The following is a 22,282-nucleotide window of genomic DNA, read 5'->3' as shown; positions in this document are numbered from 1 at the left end:
TATATATTTAGAGAATTTGGTAATTACATAATAACTAAGATCAATATGTGATGTAATTTGAAGAAAAAAATACTACTAGCCTCAATTTTTGCGATAATTATAGCCGTGATTGGCATTGTACTATTATCTCAAAATGAAAATTATGTTCAAAACACCGACGATTCAAAACCTACACTCAAAGCAGATGTTATCATGCCAACAAAAGTCTCACGTCCAGGATGTGAGAAAACTGATTCCTGTTACATTCCATCAAAAATTTCAATTAAATCTGGCGACTCAGTTACTTGGTTAAACGAAGATGCTGCATTTCATAGTGTCACTTCTGGTTATTATGGAAATCAAAGTGGACTTTTTGATAGTGAATATTTAGATCCTGAAGAATATTTTACATTCATTTTTGAAAATCCTGGTATCTATGATTATTTTTGCACTTTACATCCGTGGATGAAAGGACAAGTAATTGCTAATTGACATTAAAAGGTACCCGAGGGAGTCGAACCCCCTTGTATAAGCTTTGCAGGCTCACGCATAACCGTTCTGCCAGAGTACCGTTTTGAAAAACATGAATTGAATAATTAAACTCTTTAGATTAAAATCAAATAAATGGTTTTGATGCAAGTTTGATATCTTCTGCTTTGATCGTTTTTCTTCCTGCATGTAAAGCCATATCTACTGCACTTTTTGCAATTTTATTAGCCAATTCTTCAATTATTTCTCGTAGTTCTTCTGCTGATTCATCACTAACCCTCTCTGCACCTGATTTTTTTAAAATTCTATACATCGCTGAAATACCCAATTCTGATGATTTCATAACCTTCATTTTCTTTTTTCCGATAAAAGATTATGAGTTAAAAAATATCACCAAGGAATCGATTTATACAGACTATTTTCAAAGTTGAGGCAATGACTTGGTTATATGATTCTCATATTCATTTAACCGATTCATATTATCAAAATGATCTGGATTATATTATTCGGGGTATGGAAAATATGAAAATTCAAGCTTGCTGTGTCTCAATGGATACTATAACATCCCAAAAAACATTGGAGCTTGGAAACAAGAGTAATCTCGTCTTGCCCTTTATTGGCATTCATCCTGAGCGTATCGACGACGATCTAGAATTTATGATAGATCTAATTACTAAAAATCAACAAAATATTTCAGGTATTGGGGAGATTGGATTGGATCCTACTTATGTCAAATCTGATGAAGATAATAAAAAACAAATCTACTTTTTTGAAACCTTTCTATCCATCGCAGAAAAATTCAAAAAACCAATTTCTATTCATTCTAGAAAAAGTTTAGATCAGATTTTTTCTATAATGACTTCTTATAATACTAAACATGCATTACTTCATTGGTTTGATGGAAGTAAAAAACAGCTTCAAAAAGCAATGGATATGGAGTTTTTTGTTTCATATGGACCTGTAACGATTTATGCCAATGATAAACAAGCACTGCTATCTCAAACACCTGAAAACAAAATTCTAGTTGAAACTGACGGTCCTGTAAAATTCTCTCGGTGTTTTGAAATGAAATCTGGTCAGATTAGTTTCATACCAAGCGTTGTGTTTTGTGCCTCCAAAGTACTTGGTAAATCATATGATGAAATGGCTATGTTACTGGAAGTAAATACAAAATCATTCCTTCGAATATAGGTATAAAAAACCCCTATTCAATACACGAGGAGTGGATAGAATTAAGAGACTTTCATACGAAGTATTAGATGAGCACAAACAAAAATTTGGAGAAGATTTTGCTGATAACAAAAAAATCTTAGATCAAATAGCTATAATTCGTTCTAAAGGATTAAAAAATGAAATTGCAGGCTATATTACTAAATTTATCAAAAAAGAAATTCGTGACGAAAAAATAAAACAGTCTCAAATTGAGTCTTCTAAAGTCGAAAATCACACATTGCAAGAAAAAATTTCAGATGACGACTCTACTGAAGAACAAGTTATTGAAATTGTCTCAGAATCAAAAAGTACCACTACTGAAGAATAACTCTTAGCAAAACAGAAAATTAATCACTAGCATTTTTGATGATATCTATATGATTATGATTAAACTTGTAGGAGGTGCAAAAAAGTCATTTTTAACTGATGAGATAAAAATTGATAAATCTGATATAACTATTCAAGAACTCCTTGATTTATTACTAAACCTAAAACCCACAAATACTCCTAATCTTGATGTTGAAAATATTTTGATAGCAATTAACGGTGTTGATTCTTCTGCAATGGATGGTAAAAATACAGAAATTAAAAACAACGATGTAGTAAGTATAATTCCTATAATTCATGGCGGTTTGTCTAAAAGACTATTTTTCAATATATCAAATAAATTAATTCAAGTCGTTGAAATTAAAGGCAAAGACGACCTTACAGTTACTTTTGTTGATAATCTAAGGAAAAAATTTCCTAGTGTAAAACTTCAGGCTGTGTCCAGCAATTTTGTTTTAAACAGATATCATCTTAAAAAAATTATTTCATTATCTGTTTATTCTGAGAAGAATGATATTTTACTTTCAAATAAATTTGAAATGGATATTTTGATGCGCTTTGCTATTTCATCTCAAATTTCTACTGCAATTAATTCTGCTGGAATGAAACCAAAACAAAACTTTATGTTAATTGCGCTTGGAAATAGAAAAATATTAGACAAGCTTTACAATGAGATTGAAATTATTTCAATTCCGTTATTTTCAAAAGATCATACATTATTTTTAAAAAAATATTATAAAATAACAGATAAGCAACTTGATGCAGTTATCTCGAAAAATCCTCTTGAAGATATATTGATAGAAAAAGCAGCAATTTTACTCTGACATACTTCTCTTTGTTTTTTCTACGCTCAAAATATCTGTTTTTTTGACTATGGCAATTCCTGTCTTATTTCCCAAAATTTCAATTAATATGATTTTATCTGGAAATTCTAATGATACTTTATTTTTAACTTTATTTGCTATTCTTGAAATTAACTCCTGACTTGAAATGTCTGAATTTCTTTTTTGAATTGATATTCGGTATGAATCATGAGAAGAAATTAATTTAATTAAATCTGAAATTCCTTCTTCAATACTTTCAATCTTTGTTTCTGTAATTTTTTGAATTGGAATAATTCTTAAAGAATACCTAATACACCATGGTTCATCTAATATCATTTCTTTGATTTTATTTACTACATCAATTGGGTCTAGTTTTGTTTCCGCAGTCAATATCCCAGACATGTTTGTAATGATTATCTTTGGTTCTGAATCTCCTATTTTATCTAAAATATCTGATATTTCTTGTTTAGTTTCTAATTCTAAATGTCTGGCACACGTAATTATTAGATTCAAAGTATTTTCAGGATCTCCCCTCGTGTTAAAACTATATGTCTGTGGATTCTCAATTAGTTTACTATCTTTCTTTCTTTAATTATTCATTTACATTTGAATAAGTTTTTTAATTGACTGAATTTTCTTATCATAGATATGTCTAGTCCATCGTCAGAATATGAGGACAATGAATTTCAAGATGATTTTGATGATGATTTAGATGAATTTGAAGAAATTGAAGACTAGATAGTTAATCCAAAGTTATCTGCAAAAGATGTGAATGTATAATACGCTTGAAGAAATTCTCGTCCCGATTGACTAATTCTATATTTATTTGAACCAGTTGTACCATCTTGTTCTAATAATCCTTGAGATACAAGTGTCTTTAAAATTCTGGAAATTCTTGAATGTGAGACATTAGCTTTTCTAATGAGATAAGTTACTGAGGCTCCATCTTCATCTTGTAGGTCATCACGTGTAGTGGCAAGTATGTCGCCAATAATTTTCATATGCGTTCTGTACTCTGTCATTACTATCCCTGTATACTTTAATTGCATAATTTCTATGAGAGTCAGTTGATATTTTGCAATATACTAAAAAGATAAAAGAATTTGACAAATTTTGATTTTGAAAGTAATTTGAGCCTAATACTTGTTAATCCAGATCATCGAATTTTATCTTGGTTAGTGGGATTTTACTTACTGGAATAAACAATGCAATTAGACCTCCAATCTTGATTGCCATAGAAATTGAGTACAAAATAGATTCTGGAAATACAAATGAATACCATCCTAAAAACTCTCCAAGAGCTAATAATGCTAATCCCACAGCTACGGATATTGCTCCTTTGTTTTTGTTTTCAAAATATGATAACATTGTTTCAATTGCACCATAAGCCAATAAAATAAATGAAATAGATCTAAAGATATGTTCTATTTGTACAGATGACACTAAAAATAACGGAAAAATTCCAACTGATCTAAAGTATCTTGATTTTGGAAAAAATGATTTAATGCTATGTGAAAATGCTATAAAGAAATATCCTATTGTTTGAATAACAATTCCTAGAGTTTGAATCCATCTTTCTATGTTTCCTGATTTTGTTATAAAATCTTCCACCATATATCCTGCCCATATTACAAAAAATCCTGCACTTATTGAAAAAAATGCAATTGTTAATCGAAATAATGTAGGGCTACCGGTATTTCTAAATCCAACTAGTGACATTATCCCTATTGCAAGTCCCACTAAAAATCCAATTAAATTTAATATGTTTTCTAGTAGAAATTCCAATGATGATTAACAATTCATCAATCTAATTATTTTAATCTGCTGAATGATTTTACCATGTGGTTAATCCCATTCATCTAATGACCCTGCAGCCTGACCTTCAGTACTACCTGTATAGTCACCAAGAATATCTGAATACGTTGGTTCGTTATGAGCAACAAATTTAACATATTCACCGTAACTCATATCTAAATCACAGTTATCGCATTTTACAAAAGAAAAATCCATTGATAATTCTGCATTTTTCTTGCATTTTGGACATTTTATTTTCACAACTAATTTTGAATTTATTATTTATTATTACTTTACATTCGTAAAATGCATATCTGATGGTTTTCACTTGATAAAAGATAAAAGGAGTTCTATTTTGTTAGAATCTATGAGTCGAGCTTGTACAAAATGTAAGAACTCCATTCCAGATACAGAGCAACTTGATATGGTTGCTGAAAAATATCCAGTTTGCAACAAGTGTTGGGCTGAATGGAAGGAATACCGTGTAATGGTAATGAATGAAATGAGATTAGACATGTCCATGCCAGATCATAGAAAACTGTTAAAAAAACACGAAAAAATCTTTGCAGGCGTACTTACTCCTGAAGGAGAAATTGTAGATTATACCAATGAAGATAATAGAAAGCCTGACAAGCCACCTGGTGCTTAAAAATTCAAGTGTGTTTTAGCATTATCTGGTATGATTAGCATTAATTTTCTTTTATCTTCAACATCTAATTCACTTACTATCTTCTTAATTGATTGGACAAGGATTTCTTTTTCCTCATTCTTTAGTGTCAGGAAAATCTCTAGTATTCCATCTAAATTAAATTCAATTAATTTTTGAGGTGATTTTGAGACCTCATTGATGTACCCTGAGAATAATCCATTTCTTTGTTCTTCAGGTAGTGTAGTTAGAATTTCTAACCATGTTTTGAATAGTTTAGCAAAATTTGGAAATGGAATTGTAGGTCCAGCTTCAAGTGCATTATTTATGATCTCCATTTTTTCTACATCACTCATTGAAAAAAATTCAACCATTCTTTTTTTCAAAACAGGTATTCTGAGAAAATCTGGAAGATTTGCTAAAATTACTATGATATTTCCTGCATAATTAGGTCCTGCCAACGATCAACTCTGTTTTTAATTGAATATTAAATCATCTGACAACACTTTAGCTTAAATAAACGAAATTTGAGTTCGAGAATATGTCTTCTACTGTTGTTGTTGGTGGATTTTTTGGTGATGAAGGTAAAGGAAAGATTATTTCATATTTGGCAATAAAAGATAACCCAAAAATTATTGTTAGGGGTGGAGCAGGTCCAAATGCAGGTCATACAATTAGAGATGGTGATAAAACATACAAAGTCAGAATGTTGCCAAGCGGATTTTTAAATAAAACTGCAAAAGTAATGATTGGCCCAGGCGTTGTAATTAATCCAAGTGTTTTATTAAAAGAGATTCAAGATTTTGACGCATCTGGTCGTGCATTTATTGATAAACACTGTGGAATTATTGAAGAAAGCCATCTTCTTCGTGATTCTAAAGGAGAATTAAAAGAAAAAATTGGTAGTACTGGTTCTGGTACAGGCCCAGCAAATGCCGATAGAGCCATGAGAATTTTAAAACTTGCAAAAAATATTGATTCATTATCTTCATTGATTGTAGATGTTCCTGAAGAAATTAACACTGCCATTTCTTTAAATCAAAATGTTCTAGTTGAAGGAACACAGGGAACTTTCTTATCTTTGTGGCATGGGACATATCCTTTTGTAACTTCAAAAGATGTTACTGCATCAGGAATATGTGCGGATGTTGGGCTCGGACCAAAAAAAGTTGATGAAGTAATTGTTGTTTTCAAGGCATATGTTACACGTGTTGGTACTGGACCATTATCAAAAGAACTTTCTCTTGAAGAAGCTGAAAGAAAAGGCTGGTCTGAATTTGGAACTGTAACTGGACGACAGAGACGTGCAGCTGATTTTGATTTTGATTTAGCTAGGCGTGCAATTATGCTTAATAGTGCAACACAAATCGCTATCACAAAATTAGATGTGTTATTTCCAAATTGTGCAGGTAAAACCTCATTTGAGGAACTTTCTACTGATGCTCAATCATTTATAAAAAATATTGAAGAAAAATTAAACACGCCTGTAACTATAATTGGAACAGGACCAAACGTCAATGAAATTATTGACAGAAGAAAATAGCCTGAAAAATTTTAGGGTAAGTTTAATTTAGTATTACACAAAAATTATTTGTGGAAAAATTAATTGTGGATAAATTACCTCGTTACATTGAGGTTTCTTCTACGTTAGAATTTTCTAGGCTCGTTTGTGCACTTGAGCGTGCTCCACGTGTATCATTTCTTCATGAGCATAATGGAAAAAAAGTTTTATCAGTTCAAATGGATATACTAAAAGAAAAACCAATTGTGTATTACACTCCATTTGAGAATGATGGCCATTACATCTGTTATGGATTAAAAGGTGGAAAAGAGGAATCTGATATTGTAAATTCTACATCTGATGCAAGCAAACTATATTCTCCAATTGTTAGAATAAAATCACTTCCTGATGCATTAAAACCTGGAAATGGAACTGCTGATAGATATTTGCCAATTGAACTCGAAGATCTAGCTAGTCTTGCAAAGCTTACTTGGGGTTTTGAAGAAATACCATTTCCGTTATTTTTATTCCCACATGCAAATAAATGGCTAGTAGGAGTTTTTATGAATTTTAATGAAGAAGGTGCATCTTATTTTTGTCATGTTGTTCTTGCTTCAGATCCTGGAAAACCATTTTTAAAATTCACCACTAATAATGGATCTGAGCCTTCGTTTGTCGATAATCCTTCTGAACATGGTTATTCTTACATCAAAATTATAAAACTAAAAGAGACGCATCCCTTAGTTGATTATGGCCACCTTCAAAACTAGACTTTCTCAGATATCAAAAAAGAATGGCAAAATTATTCTTGCTAATGATTATGATTCATCTGAAAAAAATTTAATTACCAAAACCATACAAAATATCAAAACATTACATCCATATCTATGTGGAATAAAATTAAACTTTCATCTATTACTGCCATTAAGTTTTAAAGAAATTTCTAAAATAAATAAAACTGCCCATAATTATGGACTGCAAACAATTGCTGACATTAAACTAAATGATATAGGTAATACAAATAAAGTTACAACCGAGCATCTTTGGAATTTAGGTTTTGATGCAGTGATTGCCAACCCCATAATGGGATTAGATAGTCTAAAACAATTAGTGAAATCATCTCACAAGGAAAACAAGGGAGTAATCACATTATGTCATATGAGCGCACCTGAAGCAAAACTATCATACGATATGGAAATCAAAATGGGTAAATCTCAGAAACTATATCAATTATTTTTGGATTGGGCAATTACTTCAAAGGTTGATGGAATTGTAGTTGGGGCAACATTTCCGGATATTATTCAATATTGTCACAAAAAAGCAGGTTCTAAATTAGATATTTTTTCACCAGGAATTGGTACTCAGGGTGGAAGTGCAAAAAATGTGCTCTCTGCAGGTACTGACTATCTTATCGTTGGTCGAACTATAATCAATGATAAAAATCCTATATCTGTTTCTAAAGAATTACAACTGCAAAGTTTTTCCAAGTAGTTCTTTTGATTTAGTTAAAATTGATTTTGCATTGTCAAACGTTGTTTTCTCCATTGCAGTTTCATAATCTGCCCAAATATAGTCAAGGTGTTCATGAGAAATTATAACTTGTTCTGTTTTTGTTTCTGCCAAGAAAAAAACAACTTTCTTATTTACTAATTCCCCATGATATTGAAAATTATATTTTATCCATTCTTCAAAATCATCTAAAAATACAATGTCTGTAATTCCTGTCTCTTCTCGAGTTTCTCGTATTGCTGTCTGATGAGTTGTTTCACCCTCTTCCATCTTTCCTTTGACAAAATCCCAATGCCCAGATGGATAATTTAATAATAAAAATAAAATTTTTGAATTTTCTCTTCTAAATAATACTACTCCTGCAGAAGTTTCTTCAATCATTTCAATATTCTCCCAATTATTTACCTAATCTTCGTTTTCTTTCTTGAAATGTTCTGATGGCTCTCATCAAATCAATTTTCCTAAACTCGGGCCAAAATATATCCATGAAAATTAATTCGCTATATGCACTTTGCCACATTAAAAATCCACTCAATCTTTTTTCTCCCGATGTTCTTAAAATCATATCTGGTGATGATTGTGGTAAATGAGATGTGTATAAATTAGATTCAATTTCTTTTTTAGTTATATCATTTACATCAATTGAGCCATCTTTGATCTTTTCAGCTATTTTTTTAACAGCATCAACTAGCTCATTTTGTCCTCCATATGCTAGTGCAATATTTAGAAAGTGGTTATCATAATTTTTTGTTGCATCATCTAATCGTTTTAAAACATCTTTAATTGAATCTGGTAATAGTTCTATTCTTCCAATTCCTTTAACTCTCATTTTGTTTTTATGAATTCTTGAATCATTGTACAGTTTTTCCAATCTAATTCGAATTAATTCATAAAGATGGCTTAATTCTTCATCATCTCGATCTAAATTTTCTGCTGAAAGTGCATACAAAGTAATTATTTTTATATCAAATTCCTCACACCAGTCCAGAAGATTTTCTACTGCATCTGCTCCTTTCCAATGTCCTGTTTTAGGAATAGTTAGATGTCTTTTTGCCCATCGTCTATTTCCATCTAAAATTAAAGCAAGATGATTTGGTATATCTCCTCCACGTATTTCAGTTTCAAGTCTTTTTGAATAAATTCTATATAATCCTGATAATTGAAATACCATATCCTTTATTTTATTAATTTCCAATCACCATTCATAATCAATAACCCTAGATGATATCAGTGTTTTTCAGGAATAAATCTATTGTAAAGAATTTCTTACTTTTTTAGTCTACGATCATTTCTTGATGCTTATGTTTTCTATATTTTCTAAATAGAATTGTGGCTGATACTAATGTAGCTGCAAGTCCTGCTAATAATGGTGGCACTAGTGTGATTGATTGAACATCACCATTCATCATTATGAGGATAAATTGTGATGTTATGGGGTATAATGCTGCAAGAACTATGATTCTTAAAATATCTGTAATTTGTCTTGGAACTCCTCCAATCCAATTACTAAGTAATATTCCTGCAAAAATTGCTCCAAGACCCATCCATAGAATTGGTAAAGCTCCTGTGATGAATTGACCAATTATTATTTTATCGGTAACTATTCTGAGTATTTCTGTCTCATCACCTAACACTTCTGGATCAATAGAGCTTATTCCAGTTGGAATGGATGATAAGATTAACAATATACCTGCGACCATTGTAAAGATTCTGATAAAACCCATCGGCGTAGGTCTTGTCAAGTTCGACCATGCTCTATCTACGTCAAATGCTCTAATTAAAAATGAAATACCTAAAATACTAACTAACACTGCAAATATTTCTTCAGTATAGCCAAATACTGTTGCAACTCCACCAATTAGCAAAAGTATACCTGGAACTCCTAAGAAAAATTTAGAATACTTTGAATCATATGCTAACATTTTTAGATATTTTCCAAAAACTGCATAGGAATATTCTACACTTCTACTTACTTTCATTACAACTCTTTGTACTGAAACTACTGGTAATACATTTTGAATAACTGGAATTACACTCTCATCGTCTTCTCCATCGGATACAATAACTGCTCCATTTGCAGAAAATACTTCTAATATTTTTTTAATTTCTTTAAGGATTTTTTCATCAGCTTGAACTCCCCTTTCTTTTACTCCTGCAACAATTACTACTTCGACTTGGTAACCCTTACTGATCAAATCTTCATATGTTTTAATTGCAGCAAACATTGAATTTGAATCTGCATCTTCAGGATCCTCTAACGCTAGTCTTTGTGCAGCATCAATACAGGCATCTCTTCCAATTATTGGAGTAGTTATACCTGCCTTTTCACCCACATCATTGTCTCTATCTACACAAATTACTAATAATTTGTTTGAAGTTGAAGCATTGACATCTTTTTCTATGTCAGATCTCTGAGACATTCTTTTTCTAATCGTTGAATTGCTTTTTAACGATTTCCAACTTTTATAAATATTATAATTATGTTTTGAGCCTGACTATGGTCTTAACTCGTCTGATTTTTTGATTAACTCTTGTGTTTCTAATCTTAATGATTCAATGTTTTGTAAAGTTTCAGCATCTATTTGACCTGCTTTTAGCATATTTGCTGCAACCTTGGTTTCTATGATGTATTCATTAAATTTTTTCAGAGCTTCCATATATGTAATGTAGCTATTTTGCCATTCTTCTGTTGGTTTTGATGTTACAAACTCACTAATTTGAGCTGTAACTTGTGAAGTCGTTACTTCTGTTATGGAAATATACTCATCTGGAGAAGTATTTCCATCTAACAGATTTTGAAATTCAGTTTCTATAGATTCTTGTAATACTTGATGAATTTTCTTTACTCCTTCAAGATAGTTTTCATAGTCTGAAACGATCAAAGTTGCTGGATTTTCTTGAGGTACAATCCATAGGAGAAAACTGGCAGCTGTAATAGACACTAAAATGATTATTGTTACTATGATCCCTTTTTTAGATGCCATATTTTTTATTCTAGAATCATGGTGTTTATAACTGGTAAACCTTTCAAAATTTAGTCTAATGTTGAATAAATAGTAAAAAAAATCCATTCATGTATAATTATTATGATAAATATTAAAAAAATTACAATATTTCTTATTATTTTTTATAATCTTTGATTATTGATGTATGAGAAAATTTACGCCCATCTAGTCTATAGTTAAATAATTTTCACAGGCTCTTCCTAAATACCACCACGTGAGACATTTTTCATAATGGTAGAAGCATATTGCGTAAAATGCAGAGCTAAAAGACAAGTAAAGGATCCCAAAGAAACTAAACTAAAAAATGGACGCCCTGCTGTAAAAGGCACTTGTCCAACATGTGGAACTAACGTCTTCCGAATAGGAAAGATGTAGACCAACAAAATCCACACGATTTCTCTTTTTCAAAAACCAATATAGGGTACAGTATACACAAATTTTCAGTGGCTAAATCCGATTACGAAACATTGCTCAAGAGAATTCAAGATAAACTAGGCGATTCTAAAAAAGTATCTACTACTAGATTTGAGCTTCCTGTAGTAGACGTTATGTGGGAAGGCCAAAAAACATTTCTGCGTAATTTTTCAGAATTTCCTAAAGTACTTCGTCGGGATCCAGATAAAGTCTTACAATATCTTTCTAAAGAATTTGCAGTTCCAGCTGAGCGCCTAGGTGATAAGGCTATGTTTGTTGGGAGAAGAGCTCCTGATGACTTTACCCGTCTTTTCCAAATTTATGTTAAAGATTATCTTGAGTGTCATACTTGCAAAAGTCCTGATACAAAAATACTAAAAGAAAACAGAATCTCTTTTTTGATTTGTGAAGCTTGCGGTGCTAAATCTACTCTAAAAGGTAAATATGCGTAATGCGATTCTCAGTTAAAATTACTGAATATCAAAAAAATTTAATGTTAAATATATGCGATGCAGAACTTCTTGGAAAAAGTATTTCTGAAAATGAGTTGACCATGAAAATTAGTGAGAGCTATTATGGTAATGAAATAATTGAAATTGATGAAGCTAAAAAATTGCTAGAAAGTTCAAATATAATTAACATGGTTGGTAAAGATACTATCTCTCTTTCTTTAGAACTTGGAATTGGTTCTGAAAATGGAGTCAAAAAAATTTCTGGCGTACCTTTTTTGATCGTTTTTAAAATGTAAATTCATTCAATGAAAAACTATGAAGTTATTTTATCTATCAACATCTAATATATTTTTTAAATCAAATTCACTAAAGGAAATCTCTTTTATCTAGTAAGTGTGATGATATTCATTGTCAGATGATCTAATGTCCGATGATTTGTTATATGATGATCTAAGTAGAAAGCTAGAATCTAAAGTTGATCATAAATTAACTTCAAAATCAAAAAGAGGAGGATTAGATGATGGATTCAAAAAAGGTAAAGTGATCAATGAAGTCTTAGACAAACCAACTGTTATGACACTATACAAGATGATAACTGATCATATTATTGCATATGTTAATGGTCCTGTAAGTGCAGGAAAAGAATCGGTTTTATTTTGGGCTGTTGATGAAAAAAATAATGATGTTGCATTAAAAATTTATTTGATCAGTGCTTCAAATTTTAAGAAACGTGAACAATACATTACGGGTGATCCAAGATTCTCAAAAATAAAAAGAGGAACAAAAAATCTGATTTATTTATGGGCAAAAAAAGAATATCGAAATTTAACACAAGCTTACAAATGTGGGATTCCCGTCCCTCGACCTCTTTATTTATCAAATAATGTTCTTGCCTTAGATTTTATTGGTGAGCACGGTTCACCCGCAAAAATTCTACTTGAATCAGAAATTGATGAAAATGATTATGCCCAATCAATTTCTATAATTACCAGACTTTATCAAAAGGCACAATTAGTTCATGGTGATTATTCAGAATATAATATTTTTAAAACTCCTAACGGATTGGTTCTTTTTGATCTAGGGTCTGCAGTTGATCTTAGGCATCCTAATGCTCAAGAATTTCTTAAAAGAGACATTAATAATATAACAAGATTCTTTTCAAAAAGAGGAATTTCAGTTGAAGATCCAATTAAAATATTTGAGGATATTGTAGGATGAGTTTTGAAAAAATACTTAGAATTCCAAATGAACGTATAGCCGTATTAATTGGCAAATCTGGTTCAGTAAAATCTAAGATTGAACAGCTATGTTATGTTACTTTAGATATCGATGGTGAATCCGGCGAAGTTTTTATCAAATCTAACGGTGATGTTGAAAGTATTCAACCTTTCAAAGCTATGGAGATAGTAACTGCAATAGGTAGAGGTTTTTCTCCTGATAATGCAATGAGTTTACTAAAGGGTGAAAATGCATTACATGTGATAGATTTGAGGGAGTTTGCCGGAAAATCAAATGCAAATATTGAAAGGATAAAAGGGAGAATTATAGGAGAAGGCGGTAAGGCAAGAAAAAACATGGAAAATTTAACTGGGACTCATATTTCTGTATATGGAAAAACTGTTTCAATAATTGGAGATACTAGTAAACTAAAATTAGTTGTAGATGCAATATCCTCAATATCAAATGGTAGTATACATGGTGCCGTTTACAACAAATTAGAAGCAGCAAATAGAAAAAGTAAACAAGAAAAAATGCAATTGTGGGAAAATCAAGATGTCTTCTATTAAAGAAAAATTTAATCAGATCTCACCAAGTGAGTTTTTTTATAGGAATAGGGATTTAGCCGGATTTAGTAATCCTACTAGATCACTTTATACCGCTGTAAGGGAGTTTGTAGAAAATTCTTTAGATGCATGTGATCAAAAAGGAATCTTTCCTGATGTCCATCTTTCAATAAAGGCTGTTGATCCAGATGCTCCGGATCCTAAACCATACATCCTAACTGTAAAAGACAATGGCCCTGGAATAGAATCTAAACATGTTCCATTAGCGTTTGGAACTGTACTTTATGGCTCTAAATTTGGATTAAAACAGGCACGAGGAATGTTTGGTCTGGGAGCTACAATGGCGATTCTATATGGACAAATTACCACAAACAAACCGGTTTATGTTAAAAGCTCCACTGATGGAAAAATTCAAGACGAGTTTGAATTGTTGTTGGATATTCAAAAAAACAAACCCGTTATTTTAAAACATAATACCAAAGAAGTTACAAAAAGAGGTCTTTCTGTCAGTATTTGTCTTGAAGGCGATTATGCAAAAGCAGGTTCAAAAATTAAAGATTATGTTTATGAAACCTCTTTGATTACGCCATATGCAACAATAACTTTTGATGATCCTAAAGGAGAAAAATTTCATTATTCTAAAATTGTAAATGAGATGCCACCTGCACCGACAATTATTAGACCTCATGCCCATGGTATTGATGTTGAAACAATTAGACGTATGATGGTTGAATCTCAATTCGAAATTCCAAACATTGATGATATAATGATTGAAAAAGTTAGGAAAGATTTAGGACTGGCAAAAAAAAATCTCACCTTTACTGGAATTATGGATAAAGCAGCAAAACGTTGGAAAACTCTTTCCAGACCTGTAAGAGTTGTTATTTCTTTGATGTCATTTCTTGAAATGGATTTTGATAAACTTAGTAAAGTTAGAATTGATGATATTGATGTACCAAATAAAAAATTATACTATTGGGATTTTGGTGATTCACAAGCAAAAACAATTGATCTTGATTCTGATAATCCTTACTATAAACAATTAACTGGCACGGTTCAGGGTGAAACACTAACTGCATTTTTGACTAAACGATTTCAAAGAATAGGGCCTTCAACTGCTGTAAAGTTTGCAGAGTTTGCAGGTTTCAAACCTGAAAAACGGATGGGATCATTGACAAATGAAGAACTTGTAAAACTAAGTGATTCATTACAAAAATTTGAGGATTTTCTTTCACCTGATCCTAGCTGTTTAGCTCCCCTAGGGGAAGAACCCCTTGAGAAAGGCATGAAGAAATTCTTCAAGCCTGATTTCTGCGCAGTGGTTCAGCGTCCAGCATCTGCCTATTCTGGCTTTCCCTTTGTTGTGGAGATGGGTATTGCTTATGGTGGTGAAATTAGACCAGGCGGTCCACATGTTTACCGTTATGCTAATCGAATTCCATTACTTTATGATGAAGGAAGCGATGTAGTTCTCAAAGTTGTAAATGATACTGATTGGAGTAGGTATAAAGTCAAAGGTGATCCTCCGTTTGTTATAGTATCTCATATTTGTTCAACTAGAATACCTTACAAAACAGTTGGAAAAGAAAATGTTGCTGATAGACAAGAAATAGAACGTGAATTAAGACTAGGTTTACAGTTTCTTTCTAGGAAACTTGCAGCATACATGTCAAAACGTGGTCAAGCCGAGATGGCAAAAAAGAGAGCAAATCTATATGCAAAATATCTACCACTCATCTCGCAATTTTGTACAGAACTTTCCGGAAAGACTAAAGAACCAAATTATAAGAAATTATTAGAAGAGGAGATTACAGTTGACGACAAATAAAATTAAAGATCGTAAGCAAAAAGCAAAAGTAAAACAGCAGAATATCATTGATGCACTAAAAGATCATGGTGCTAAAGTTTATGGTGACTTAGATAATGGACAATTTCCAAAATTTTCAATACCTAGCAGATCAGTCAGTAATATTGTTTATGATAAAAAACTTAGACAATATATCTTGGGAAACTCTGCCGCTGTTAGAAGTTCTAGAAACTCATCTCAATTAAGGTCATTTACACAATTAATGTGGTTGGCATTTTTTGCTAACAGATTAACACAAGAAAAAAAATCATCCACATTAAGAGATGTGTATTATTCATCTCAGGCATTCGCTATTGAATTTGAAGATCAATCTGAATCTGATAATATTATAGTTGATCTTGAAGCTGTATTATCAAAACCCAGAGAAGATTTTCATATTTTTCCTGAAGAAAGAAGCTCAATTTTTGGAGATTTGAATATAGAATATACAATTCCTGGATATGAAGGTAAAAAAATGAATCTTTCAAACCATCCTGATGGCTACGCTATTGGTCCTAGTCTTACTACTGCTGAATTATTAGATACAAGTGCTGAAATTGTAATTGCCATTGAGAAAGGTGGTTTGTTTACACGATTTGTTGAAGAACAGGTTGATAAGAAGTTCAAATCTATTATAATTAATACTGGAGGGCAAGCTCCTCGTTCTACTAGAACTCTTTTAAAAAGACTTCATGATGAATTAGGACTTCCAGTAATTATTCTGACAGACGGTGATGTGTATGGAGAACATATTGCAATGGTAATAAAATCTGGTTCAGCAAACGCTGCACATCTTCGAGAACTCACTGTTCCTGATGCAAAATGGGTAGGTGTATGGGCTACTGATATTGAAAAATTCAAACTTCCTACAATTCCAATGACTGAGTCAGACATTAAACGATGTTATGATTTACAAAATGATCCAAGATATCAGGAAGGTATTTGGAAAAAAGAACTAGATGTATTTCTTAAAATTAAAAGAAAAGCTGAATTGGAAGCATTTTCAAAATATGGTTTGACAAACATTACTGATAAATATCTTCCACAAAAATTAGAACTTGCAAAAAGTCTCTAGTTATTTTATTCTTAGTGTAAGTACACCGTTTCTATATTTAAAATCCTGAATTTGCATTTCATTTGAACCTGTTATTGGAACTTCTTTTGAAAATCCTCCAGAACCACGAATATACAATACACCGTCAATTAATCTAACTGCTATCTTGTCTTCTGGGCCAGGAACTTCTGATACAAATACAAAATCTGCATCTCCTTTGATCAAATCATAAACCCAATTTTTAGTCTCTTGTTCTCTAGCATTGTATACTGGTTTTTGGTCCTTGGTCATTTTCTTTAGAACATGAATCCAATAAAACATTGTAATTGCAGCAGCCCCAATTAGGATAAAACTAACAAAACCTGAACCTGCTCTTTGGGTCATTATGTAAATAATTCCTAGAAATAAAATTACCATTATTGGAATTACAAAGTTTAAAGATTGTTCATTTGAATATGTTCCCTTATAACTTGCCAAGTAATTCAATTTGAGTCTGACCAAATATAAAGTATCTTTGATTTTTATTACCATTTTTTGAAAATTGTTTATGTCCAGCGATAGTAAATCCAGTAAACTTACTATGAAAGAGATTATTTTGAAAGGCTCAATTATCGCTGTAATTGTTACTGTTCCATCAATTACAACTTTTGCAATATCTTGGTTTGTTCTTGATAATTTGATGCAAGCTGCAATAATAGGTGGTATAATTCACTTTATTGCTATGGGATTCTCATTAAAAATATCCAAAAAACTGTTGGTAAAAAGGAAATCAAAATAATTCTTTATTTGCTTAGATTTTATTTTAAAAATGATGGAAATTTCTAGAATTGAAAAGGATCTAATTTCAGAAATAAAACTAATTCCATTACAAGCTAAGGTGTTTCTCTTAATTACATGTCATGGAAAAATGACTCCGACAACTATTGCCGAAAAACTAAACATTTCAACTGAGGATGCTTTGAAAACTGCTAAGGAACTAATGACATTGGGTGCTTTCATAGATATTTCTGAAACTGAGTTTGAGGCAATGCATCCTAGATTTACTGCTGTAAACATGTATAGAAAATTCTGTGAACGTGAAAATATTGAATTTAAGCGAAATAAGATTGTCGACAATATAGGTGTGGTTCTAGAAAAACCATATGATGATGCAAGAACTAAATAATCCTAATGTTTTGTGAACAACATTGAGTATTGATACCGAATCATGTAAACATCAACCAGTGTATTTTGGGGTAGTTAACATCAACATTGACGAGAGAACCATAGGTTCAGTTGATGTCTGGAGATGTGGTGTGTGTAAAAAACGATTTTGTGAGGAAAAACAGCTCGGAATTGAAGAATTAGCAGATTTGGTAGGGATGCCAAAAATTGATCCAGATGCAAAATGGGGTGTTACTGTATGTAAATTACAGCAAGGAAAATACAAATGGAAATTAGTTAGACTGAAAGAAAATTCTGAAATAAAACATGAATGCTTAGACGAACAAATAGTCTCTCTAAAAGTAAATAATTTCAAAGTTGAAGATGATAAACACTGGAGCTTTTTGGTTGATGATAATATCAACAAAGCAGTAGAAATCTAAATGAATCTTAAAGTTCATATTAATAATGTTCATGGAAGCCAGATGGCAGCAAAAATAACTGGTACTTTTACAATCGATGCTCATTCTTTTAGATTTAATGCAATAGCATTTGGTAGAATTGGAGGTCAAAATATAGGTGCAAAAATTTCCAAAGTCACAGAAAGAGAATTGGAAAAATTAGGTTATAATGTTGATGAAGTAATAAATTCATTACAGCTGAACCTTCTTCAAGGAGATCTCACGTTACCTGAGGGTTTGAAAAGAGAGTCTTTTGTTGATGACTAAAATTCAGCTTCTGCCAAAGCCTTAGAGCAAGAACAACTTCTTGTTTTTGGAATTTGATTAATTAAATCTGTTAGGACTTTTTTTGTTCGCTCTACATTTTTTGATAACGTTTCTAAGACTTCTTTAGCTGTTACTGGTTTTTCTGCCCATACATCATAATCTGTAACTGTTGAAATTGATGCATAGCACATCTGAGCTTCTCTAGCAAGCTGACATTCTGGAACTAATGTCATTCCAATAATGCCTGCGCCCGTACTTCTGTAGAATTTTGATTCGGCCTTGGTGGAAAATCTCGGTCCTTCAATGCAAACATATGTGCATTCTTGATGAATTTGAAAGTTTTTTTCCTTTACTACTTTAAGAATTGATGATTGTAATTCAGGACAAAATGGATCTGCTACTGAAATGTGGATGACCCTTCCAAGTTCTGAAAATGAACCATTTCTTGATTTTGTGAAATCTAAAAACTGTGTAGGTAATGCAAAATGCCCTGGCTCTATCTCTTCTTTCAAACTTCCAACTGCAGAAGGTGCAATTATTCTAGTCACTCCTAACTCTTTGAAAGCCCAAATATTGGCTCTATAGTTTATCATGTGTGGAGGAATTGTGTGTTTTTTTCCATGTCTTGGTAAAAATGCAATCTTTCTTCCTTTGAAAATCCCTACTGTGATTGAATCTGATGGTTTTCCATATGGTGTATCCATTGTAACTTCTTGAGGGTTTTCTAGTATTCCGGAATCATAAATTCCAGTTCCTCCAAAAATTCCAATCTCTGCATCTTTTTCCATGTTAATACTTGACCAATGATTTACAATTGTATTGATTTATTCCTTTAATTCCATTTAGTTCTGTTAACTCAATTATGAATGCAAATCCTGCAATTTTTCCTCCTACTTTTTCTATTAATTTTGCAGAAGCTTTTGCAGTTCCTCCTGTCGCAAGTAAGTCATCACAAATTAGGATCTTCTGTCCTTTGCTGATTATGTCTTTTTGAATTTCAATTGTATCTTGACCATATTCAATTTTGTATGATAATTTGCTAGTTTTACCTGGTAGTTTTCCTGCTTTTCTAATCATTACCATACCTTTATTGTATCTTGTAGCCAAAATACATGCAAGTAAAAACCCTCTTGATTCTATACCTGCAAACAAATCTATATCTTTTGGATGGAAATGTTTTGCAAATTCATCTGCAATAAATGATAATGCTGATGGATCTTTCAATATTGGACTAAAATCTCTAAATAATATTCCTTTTTTAGGGAAATTTGAAAATTCAGATATTTTTTCTTTAAGATTCATATATTGAATTTAAAATAGGTGGAATAAAATTGTTTGAAGTTATTCTATCGTAAAGGTTGTTTCGGCAGTATTGTATGAATCAGTTACTTTGATAGTATATGTTCCTGGTATTGTGCCTTTTGGAATAAACCATGGTTGTTTAATTTCACCTTCTTTATTAGATGGGAATGATAATGTTTCTATTTTTTCACCATCTGAATTTAGGATTATCATTTCTACTGTTTGTTCTGCATTTATTACTTTAATGTTAAGACTTTTTCCATATCCTGAAATTTCTATACCTTTTTCTACTGTGACTACAAGTCCTTCTTCTTTAGATGTTATTACCTCAATCTCAGTATTGTCAAAATTTGAACCACTTTTTGCATTAACCTTCCATATGCCTGGTTCTGCTGCTGATGGTAATCTTAAACTATCATCTGCAATCTTTCCATTCTTATCTGAAAATATTTCCTTTGTTTTCCATACTGTTCCATCAGGGTCACTTAGTGTGAGTGTTAAAAGTGAGTTTTCTTTTGTATCTCCCAAAATTAAGATTGCTTCTCCTGGTCTATAATCTAATTTTGTGCTACCAATTTTAATTGCACCAGAACCTGTTTGTAATCCTACTGTGAATACCTCAGAACTTTTAGAAGCACCTTTGTTGATAATAGCGGTATATGCTCCTGATGAATATCCACTTAGTCCTAATTCATATGTCTTTTTTCCGTCTTGACCTAATGTGATGGAAACAGTATTTTTATTATCTGCAATTATTTTTGGTTTATCTGATGGATCAACAATTAACATGGTTATTTTATCTAGAGGTTTTCCAGTTAGTGATATCTTTGCAGTTTCTGTTGATTTATAATTTAATTTATCAAATTCAATGTTAATTGGTATTGATGGGATCTCTCCTAATCCTGCGTAAATGAATTCTCTTTTTCCATCCTGTTCTGCAATTAATGTCCATGTACCTTCTTTGTCTACATTTGCTATTGTTGGATATTCAAATTCAACATTTCCTGTCTCATCTATCTCAATGATATCTGAGGTTTTTTCAATTCCAAGTGGATCTTCTAAAATTAACTCTAGTGATTTATTTGGCAATGCGGTACCATTAAACTTCATTGTCTCTCCAGGATTAAATTTCAAGGTTATTGGTTTTATGAGAATTACTTTTGATGTTTCTATCATCCATGTAGTTGTCTTTTCCTCTCTACCATCTGAGATAGTGGCGCTATATCTTCCAAATGGCGCATCTAATGGAACAATTATTGGTTCTGCTAATTTCCAATTTCCTTTTGCATCAGCTTTTGCTGTTCTTGTGTTGATGATCTTCCCCTCAGGATCTTTTACTGATGCTGTTATAGCGCTATTTGGCTGTGCCGTCCCTGAAATTTCTAAAAAATCTGTTCTATGTAATATTTCTGGTAGTCCGACAATTGTTAGTGGGATGTTATCTGATTCTGGAATTCTATTCATTGGTTCTTCTAATCTTAAACTGATCTTTTTTTCTTGATTGTCTTTATCTTTGATTATGAAATCTACTCTGTCCGCATCAATATTTTCTGGAATTTTTACTGTAGTAATAAAATAACCCGCATCATTTGTGACAAAGCTAGAAATTTTATTAGAATTTATAAAAAAATCTAATTCTTGTACTGCACCAAAATTATCTCCAGTCACTCTTATAGTTGATCCCACATTTGGTTTTTCTGGAATAATTCTGAAAGATGAATTTGCTAAAACTCCTTCCTTTGAAACTATTGTATCCGATTTTGCTACTGGTTTAGAACTTGTTACCGGCTTTGGTAATTCACCTGCAATCGTTTTTCCAATTTCTATTTGTTGGTCACTTTTATCAAGTGCTTTCCAATTTATTCCTGAAGATATTTTATCTGTTTTAATTCCAATCTTTATTGATTCTCCTGGTTTGATAACTTCTGATGATGAAGTAAATATTATAACTCCTTGAGGAGTTTTTTCACCAATCCATCCATTTTCTGTTTTAAATGATTTAAAATTATTATCACTACCTAACCAAATTCTAAATGCACTTACATCAACATTTCCGGTATTGGTAAATTCAATAATCGTGGTTTCTTCAAATGAAAAACTTTTTGCATCTACCGTTCCTTCAGCATACGCTGGAATGATGATTGCCACTGTTAAACATAAGATTATGGAAAGGAAAACTCCTCTGATTGAGGGTTTGCTCATAATTTCAAACAATTTCATATATCAATTAAACCTTAAAGGGTATTTTACTGCTTTTGTATTTGTTGATGAAG

Annotated in this window: 33 protein-coding genes; 19 read left to right on the top strand and 14 right to left on the bottom strand. The window is 31.6% G+C overall.

All coding sequences use genetic code 11. The annotated features are described in order from the left end of the window. The first annotated feature begins 57 nt into the window (after nt 1-57). Nucleotides 58-471, top strand: coding sequence for a plastocyanin/azurin family copper-binding protein (locus tag K5782_RS09140; protein ID WP_297465986.1), 414 nt, complete (start codon nt 58-60; stop codon nt 469-471). A 124-nt stretch (nt 472-595) separates the two neighbouring features. Here the strand turns inward: K5782_RS09140 and K5782_RS09135 are convergent, their stop codons facing one another. Further along, nucleotides 596-811: a histone gene (locus tag K5782_RS09135; RefSeq protein ID WP_297465985.1), complete on the bottom strand. Its 216-nt coding sequence runs from the start codon at nt 809-811 to the stop codon at nt 596-598. A 92-nt stretch (nt 812-903) separates the two neighbouring features. Between K5782_RS09135 and K5782_RS09130 the strand changes: the two genes are divergently transcribed. From K5782_RS09130 to cgi121, 3 genes are read left to right on the top strand one after another with little or no spacing between them, the layout of a single operon-like run. After that, nucleotides 904-1,659, top strand: coding sequence for a TatD family hydrolase (locus K5782_RS09130; protein WP_297465984.1), 756 nt, complete (start codon nt 904-906; stop codon nt 1,657-1,659). A 31-nt stretch (nt 1,660-1,690) separates the two neighbouring features. Further along, nucleotides 1,691-2,008, top strand: coding sequence for a hypothetical protein (locus K5782_RS09125; protein ID WP_297465983.1), 318 nt, complete (start codon nt 1,691-1,693; stop codon nt 2,006-2,008). A gap of 49 nt (nt 2,009-2,057) precedes the next feature. Then, on the top strand, nt 2,058-2,831 hold the full coding sequence (gene cgi121 / locus K5782_RS09120) for a KEOPS complex subunit Cgi121 (RefSeq protein ID WP_297465982.1): 774 nt from the start codon (nt 2,058-2,060) through the stop codon (nt 2,829-2,831). On the opposite strand, the gene K5782_RS09115 is transcribed toward cgi121, so the two are convergent. The 4 genes from K5782_RS09115 to K5782_RS09100 all read right to left on the bottom strand — a co-directional run bounded on the left by K5782_RS09115 (nt 2,823) and on the right by K5782_RS09100 (nt 4,886). After that, the gene (locus K5782_RS09115) at nt 2,823-3,344 is read right to left on the bottom strand and encodes a THUMP domain-containing protein (protein WP_297465980.1); all 522 of its coding nucleotides are present in this window, start codon (nt 3,342-3,344) and stop codon (nt 2,823-2,825) included. The genes cgi121 and K5782_RS09115 overlap by 9 nt on opposite strands. A 221-nt stretch (nt 3,345-3,565) precedes the next feature. After that, complete coding sequence (locus tag K5782_RS09110; RefSeq protein WP_007551274.1) at nt 3,566-3,853, bottom strand: winged helix-turn-helix domain-containing protein; 288 nt, start codon at nt 3,851-3,853, stop codon at nt 3,566-3,568. A 124-nt stretch (nt 3,854-3,977) separates the two neighbouring features. Continuing rightward, nucleotides 3,978-4,616, bottom strand: a complete 639-nt coding sequence (locus K5782_RS09105; RefSeq protein ID WP_297465979.1) for a hypothetical protein — start codon at nt 4,614-4,616, stop codon at nt 3,978-3,980. Between the two features lie 60 nt (nt 4,617-4,676). Beyond that, on the bottom strand, nt 4,677-4,886 hold the full coding sequence (locus K5782_RS09100) for a hypothetical protein (protein ID WP_297465978.1): 210 nt from the start codon (nt 4,884-4,886) through the stop codon (nt 4,677-4,679). A 106-nt stretch (nt 4,887-4,992) separates the two neighbouring features. On the opposite strand from K5782_RS09100, the gene K5782_RS09095 reads away from it, so the two are divergent. Further along, nucleotides 4,993-5,274 carry a Fe(2+)-trafficking protein gene (locus K5782_RS09095; RefSeq protein ID WP_048110517.1) on the top strand — a complete coding sequence of 94 codons (282 nt, stop codon included), beginning with the start codon at nt 4,993-4,995 and terminating at the stop codon, nt 5,272-5,274. Here K5782_RS09095 and K5782_RS09090 read toward each other — a convergent pair. Continuing rightward, nucleotides 5,271-5,732 carry a hypothetical protein gene (locus K5782_RS09090; protein WP_297465976.1) on the bottom strand — a complete coding sequence of 154 codons (462 nt, stop codon included), beginning with the start codon at nt 5,730-5,732 and terminating at the stop codon, nt 5,271-5,273. The genes K5782_RS09095 and K5782_RS09090 overlap by 4 nt on opposite strands. An 80-nt stretch (nt 5,733-5,812) precedes the next feature. Between K5782_RS09090 and K5782_RS09085 the strand changes: the two genes are divergently transcribed. The 3 genes from K5782_RS09085 to K5782_RS09075 are packed head-to-tail and all read left to right on the top strand — an operon-like array spanning nt 5,813 to nt 8,263. Further along, nucleotides 5,813-6,814: an adenylosuccinate synthetase gene (locus K5782_RS09085; protein WP_297465975.1), complete on the top strand. Its 1,002-nt coding sequence runs from the start codon at nt 5,813-5,815 to the stop codon at nt 6,812-6,814. A gap of 50 nt (nt 6,815-6,864) precedes the next feature. Next, on the top strand, nt 6,865-7,542 hold the full coding sequence (locus K5782_RS09080; RefSeq protein ID WP_297465974.1) for a hypothetical protein: 678 nt from the start codon (nt 6,865-6,867) through the stop codon (nt 7,540-7,542). Continuing rightward, entirely contained in the window at nt 7,523-8,263 is a 741-nt protein-coding gene (locus tag K5782_RS09075) for an orotidine 5'-phosphate decarboxylase (protein ID WP_297465973.1), read from the top strand. Before K5782_RS09080 ends, K5782_RS09075 begins: the two co-directional genes overlap by 20 nt. Here K5782_RS09075 and K5782_RS09070 read toward each other — a convergent pair. The 4 genes from K5782_RS09070 to K5782_RS09055 form a co-directional block, all read right to left on the bottom strand. Beyond that, nucleotides 8,237-8,662, bottom strand: coding sequence for an NUDIX domain-containing protein (locus tag K5782_RS09070; protein ID WP_297465972.1), 426 nt, complete (start codon nt 8,660-8,662; stop codon nt 8,237-8,239). The genes K5782_RS09075 and K5782_RS09070 overlap by 27 nt on opposite strands. A gap of 16 nt (nt 8,663-8,678) precedes the next feature. After that, entirely contained in the window at nt 8,679-9,452 is a 774-nt protein-coding gene (gene uppS / locus K5782_RS09065) for a polyprenyl diphosphate synthase (protein WP_366069615.1), read from the bottom strand. 103 nt (nt 9,453-9,555) lie between these two features. Further along, entirely contained in the window at nt 9,556-10,701 is a 1,146-nt protein-coding gene (locus K5782_RS09060; protein ID WP_297465969.1) for a DUF373 family protein, read from the bottom strand. Between the two features lie 75 nt (nt 10,702-10,776). Beyond that, nucleotides 10,777-11,265, bottom strand: coding sequence for a hypothetical protein (locus K5782_RS09055; protein WP_297465968.1), 489 nt, complete (start codon nt 11,263-11,265; stop codon nt 10,777-10,779). 252 nt (nt 11,266-11,517) lie between these two features. Between K5782_RS09055 and K5782_RS09050 the strand changes: the two genes are divergently transcribed. From K5782_RS09050 to K5782_RS09020, 7 genes are all read left to right on the top strand, one after another. Next, the gene (locus K5782_RS09050; RefSeq protein WP_007551261.1) at nt 11,518-11,661 is read left to right on the top strand and encodes a DUF5679 domain-containing protein; all 144 of its coding nucleotides are present in this window, start codon (nt 11,518-11,520) and stop codon (nt 11,659-11,661) included. Between the two features lie 68 nt (nt 11,662-11,729). Beyond that, nucleotides 11,730-12,152 (top strand): translation initiation factor IF-2, encoded by a 423-nt coding sequence (locus K5782_RS09045; RefSeq protein ID WP_048110000.1) that lies wholly within the window; start codon nt 11,730-11,732, stop codon nt 12,150-12,152. Beyond that, nucleotides 12,152-12,448 carry a DUF424 family protein gene (locus K5782_RS09040; RefSeq protein WP_297465967.1) on the top strand — a complete coding sequence of 99 codons (297 nt, stop codon included), beginning with the start codon at nt 12,152-12,154 and terminating at the stop codon, nt 12,446-12,448. The genes K5782_RS09045 and K5782_RS09040 overlap by 1 nt, the downstream gene beginning before the upstream one ends. Before the next feature lie 112 nt (nt 12,449-12,560). After that, entirely contained in the window at nt 12,561-13,370 is an 810-nt protein-coding gene (locus tag K5782_RS09035) for a serine protein kinase RIO (RefSeq protein WP_297465966.1), read from the top strand. Next, a complete protein-coding gene (locus K5782_RS09030; protein ID WP_007551256.1) occupies nt 13,367-13,939 on the top strand; it encodes a KH domain-containing protein in 573 nt (190 codons plus the stop codon). Before K5782_RS09035 ends, K5782_RS09030 begins: the two co-directional genes overlap by 4 nt. Beyond that, nucleotides 13,926-15,764: a DNA topoisomerase VI subunit B gene (locus tag K5782_RS09025; protein ID WP_297465964.1), complete on the top strand. Its 1,839-nt coding sequence runs from the start codon at nt 13,926-13,928 to the stop codon at nt 15,762-15,764. The genes K5782_RS09030 and K5782_RS09025 overlap by 14 nt, the downstream gene beginning before the upstream one ends. Further along, nucleotides 15,751-16,857, top strand: a complete 1,107-nt coding sequence (locus tag K5782_RS09020) for a DNA topoisomerase IV subunit A (RefSeq protein ID WP_297465963.1) — start codon at nt 15,751-15,753, stop codon at nt 16,855-16,857. The genes K5782_RS09025 and K5782_RS09020 overlap by 14 nt, the downstream gene beginning before the upstream one ends. Here K5782_RS09020 and K5782_RS09015 read toward each other — a convergent pair whose 3' ends face one another. After that, nucleotides 16,858-17,313 (bottom strand): Hsp20/alpha crystallin family protein, encoded by a 456-nt coding sequence (locus tag K5782_RS09015; RefSeq protein WP_297465962.1) that lies wholly within the window; start codon nt 17,311-17,313, stop codon nt 16,858-16,860. Between the two features lie 70 nt (nt 17,314-17,383). Here K5782_RS09015 and K5782_RS09010 point away from each other — a divergent pair, with 70 nt between their 5' ends. From K5782_RS09010 to K5782_RS08995, 4 genes are read left to right on the top strand one after another with little or no spacing between them, the layout of a single operon-like run. After that, a complete protein-coding gene (locus K5782_RS09010) occupies nt 17,384-17,614 on the top strand; it encodes a hypothetical protein (protein WP_297465961.1) in 231 nt (76 codons plus the stop codon). A gap of 33 nt (nt 17,615-17,647) precedes the next feature. Next, on the top strand, nt 17,648-18,001 hold the full coding sequence (locus K5782_RS09005) for a hypothetical protein (RefSeq protein WP_297465960.1): 354 nt from the start codon (nt 17,648-17,650) through the stop codon (nt 17,999-18,001). Between the two features lie 22 nt (nt 18,002-18,023). Beyond that, complete coding sequence (locus K5782_RS09000) at nt 18,024-18,422, top strand: hypothetical protein (protein WP_179365295.1); 399 nt, start codon at nt 18,024-18,026, stop codon at nt 18,420-18,422. Beyond that, nucleotides 18,423-18,707, top strand: a complete 285-nt coding sequence (locus K5782_RS08995) for a hypothetical protein (RefSeq protein ID WP_366069604.1) — start codon at nt 18,423-18,425, stop codon at nt 18,705-18,707. On the opposite strand, the gene K5782_RS08990 is transcribed toward K5782_RS08995, so the two are convergent. The 3 genes from K5782_RS08990 to K5782_RS08980 are packed head-to-tail and all read right to left on the bottom strand — an operon-like array spanning nt 18,704 to nt 22,211. Next, nucleotides 18,704-19,495 carry an S-methyl-5'-thioadenosine phosphorylase gene (locus tag K5782_RS08990; RefSeq protein WP_297465957.1) on the bottom strand — a complete coding sequence of 264 codons (792 nt, stop codon included), beginning with the start codon at nt 19,493-19,495 and terminating at the stop codon, nt 18,704-18,706. The genes K5782_RS08995 and K5782_RS08990 overlap by 4 nt on opposite strands. A gap of 1 nt (nt 19,496) precedes the next feature. Next, on the bottom strand, nt 19,497-20,009 hold the full coding sequence (locus tag K5782_RS08985) for an adenine phosphoribosyltransferase (RefSeq protein WP_297465956.1): 513 nt from the start codon (nt 20,007-20,009) through the stop codon (nt 19,497-19,499). Nucleotides 20,010-20,048: 39 nt separating this feature from the next. Next, a complete protein-coding gene (locus tag K5782_RS08980) occupies nt 20,049-22,211 on the bottom strand; it encodes a biofilm-associated protein (protein WP_297465955.1) in 2,163 nt (720 codons plus the stop codon). Between the last annotated feature and the right edge of the window lie 71 nt (nt 22,212-22,282).

It is taken from the genome of Nitrosarchaeum sp., from assembly GCF_025699065.1.
GTDB lineage: Archaea > Thermoproteota > Nitrososphaeria > Nitrososphaerales > Nitrosopumilaceae > Nitrosarchaeum.
The sequence above is the reverse complement of the archived record's forward strand: the minus strand, read 5'-3'. Positions and strand labels throughout refer to the sequence as shown.